This window comes from Nocardia sp. NPDC004604 (genome assembly GCF_040609795.1).
Lineage (GTDB): Bacteria > Actinomycetota > Actinomycetes > Mycobacteriales > Mycobacteriaceae > Nocardia.
Map to the genome: position 1 here is coordinate 1 of NZ_JBEXLC010000311.1, position 2,534 is coordinate 2,534.

The window sequence follows — 2,534 nt, forward strand, 5'->3', positions numbered from 1 at the left end:
GAAGAACATGCGGTCGACCAGTCGATCGCCGAAGCAGCAGGCCCGGTCCTCGCCCGTGAGGCGCCGTACATGCGTGCCCAGAGTTCCAGCTCCTCGCCGGTGCGCCCCGGTGCCGGCCGACGACCCGCCGTCGACATCCACGAAGCGATCCGCCTCGGCACCGACCTCGGGCAGGACCGCATCCGGCGGATGGACGAGCACGGCATCGACGTGCAGATTGTTTCCTGGACCAGCCCAGTCCAGCTGGTTCCCGACGACAGGGCGATCGCCCTGTGCCAGTCGGTCAACGACCGGCTCTCGAAGGCGGTCCTCGCTAGCCCCGATCAGGGGCTGGCGGCGTTGCCGTGGCAACTGCCCGCCGCCGCCGTCGACGAACTCGACCGCGCCGTGACCGACCTCGGTCTGCGCGGCGTCCTCATCCTGGGACGTCCCGGTGCCGGGTTCCTCGACGAACCCGCCTACCAGCCGGTCCTGGACAGGATCGCCGCACTGCGGGTGCCTCTCTACGTGCACCCTTTCCATCCTGTTCAACAGGTGCAGCGGTCTTATTACGCGGGTTTCAACGACAAGGTGACCGCGGAGTTCTCCCTAGGCGGATGGGGCTGGCACCACGAGGCCGGCATTCACGTGCTGCGGCTCATCCTCGCCGGAGTGTTCGAACGTCTTCCCGACCTGCAGATCATCAGTGGCCACTGGGGCGAGATGGTCCCCTTCTACCTCAGCCGCCTGGACGACGTCCTTTCGCCGGGCGACACCGGGTTGTCACGCACGATCGCCGAGGTCTACCGCTCCAACGTCTGGGTCACGCCCAGCGGGATGTTCCACCGCCCCCAGTTCGACTTCATCCGTGCCGAGGTGGGACTCGACCGGGTGATCTGGTCCACCGACTTCCCGTTCCTCCACCTCGGCGGTGTGCGTGAGTTCCTCGACGAACTCGACATCACGCCCGAGGAACAGGAGAGGATCACACATCGCAACGCTGAGCGGCTTTTCCGGCTGAACGGCGTGTAGTCGGCCGTCGATCGCCCGCTCCAGTGTCGATCCGCATCCACGCCGAAATCGGGCATGGTCTCGGCGACGCCGCGATCTCGCAGAATGTCCTCGACCGGTCTCCGGCGCTCGGATCCTTTCATTCTCACGGTCGGGAATTCGTGCTTGCATAGTCGACGAGGATGATCCCGTATTCACATCGGGGTCGAGCGCGTTGTCCAAAACGATCATTGCGCTTCCGCCGAGCTGAATGGTGGCGTCGGGATCGTCCTTGTCGGGGAAGGTGGCTTCGATGCTGAGGATCACGGTGCTGGTGCGGCGGTGGAGTTGGCGGCGCCTTCGGTGGTGACGAAGGCGCGGATTGCGTCGTGACCTGCCTTCCATGAGTCACGGTGGTTGCTGTCCAGCCCAAAGGCCTTCCGGCCGCTGCCCTGGGCCGACGGCTTGTCGGAGCAGGCATCAGGTAAACATGATCAGGGATTCCGTAGCAGCGACACGCCATACCCTGTAGGTCGTGTGCGCTTGGTTCTGGCGAGCTGGGGGAATCGCTCGATCAGTACGTCGCGCCATGTAGTAGCAGCGGCTCTGTGGCCGCGATCTGGTCGATGGCTGAGTTCGGGGATAAATCTGTTGCCGCGGATAGTATTCGGCCGTGTGGTCTCAGTTGCTCGGCACGCTGGGTGGGGTGGTGATCGGTGGTGGGATCACCTTTCTGGCCTCGTATGTCAATGAGCGGTCCAAGTGGAATCGGAGCCAGGCCGCGCGGTGGGACGAACGTCGGTTGCAGGTGTACTCGGAATTCTTGATCGTCACCAGGGGGATGCACACCTTGGCTGCACGTGTGGTCCGGATACGAGCGGGCGAGGCCGACCCGCACGGGATGTCGTTGCAGGAGGGCGTTGTTCAGCTCGGGGAACTCGAGCGTGAGCGTATTCAGCGGTGGCAGGAGGTGCAGTTGCTGGGCAGCCCGAAGGCGGTGGCGATCGGAGATGAACTCAACAGGTGCACATGGACTTTGGAATGGTTCGCGTACGGTGAACTCGCCGGTGATGCTGACTGGTTGTTGATCGTTCGAGAGGCTTACCGACTGCGCAAGGAATTAAGTATTGCGACCCGCGAGGATCTCGGTGTTGCCGAGGCGAGTATCGCGGTTCCGGCGTGGCGGGATGCGTGGACACCGCATGACCACATGATCGAGGTCCGACGAAGGGCTCAGTCGCTCCCGCCTTCCTAGCCGTAGTGCGGTCCGGGTGGAGGGTCCGTGTGCCAAGGACGTCTCTGAGGGTCGCCTTTTGTCTGACTATCGTGCCCTATGGGTGCTCTGAGCTGGGGTGCTAGCTGACAGCAACCTCGTATGGTGCGAACCTGCGACGGAATTTTGCGTTCGCGCTGATTCCCTTACGATTCGCGGAACACGCCTGACCTGCGGAAATTAGGCTTTCTGCCTGTGCCCTCGGCAGGGCACGCAAACACCGACTCGTGCGGGTCGAGACATCTCTCGACCCGCACGGTTGGGGTTATGGTAAGTGTCCGGAGGGGGTATC

General features: G+C 63.5%; 2 protein-coding genes. Both read left to right on the top strand.

Going from position 1 to position 2,534, the window contains the following annotated elements:
- On the top strand, positions 1 to 1,011 hold a 1,011-nt coding region (locus ABZW16_RS43680), incomplete at its 5' end, for an amidohydrolase family protein (RefSeq protein WP_354962053.1).
- Positions 1,012 to 1,642: 631 nt separating this feature from the next.
- Positions 1,643 to 2,224 carry a hypothetical protein gene (locus ABZW16_RS43685; RefSeq protein WP_354962054.1) on the top strand — a complete coding sequence of 194 codons (582 nt, stop codon included), beginning with the start codon at positions 1,643 to 1,645 and terminating at the stop codon, positions 2,222 to 2,224.
- Positions 2,225 to 2,534 lie beyond the last annotated feature (310 nt).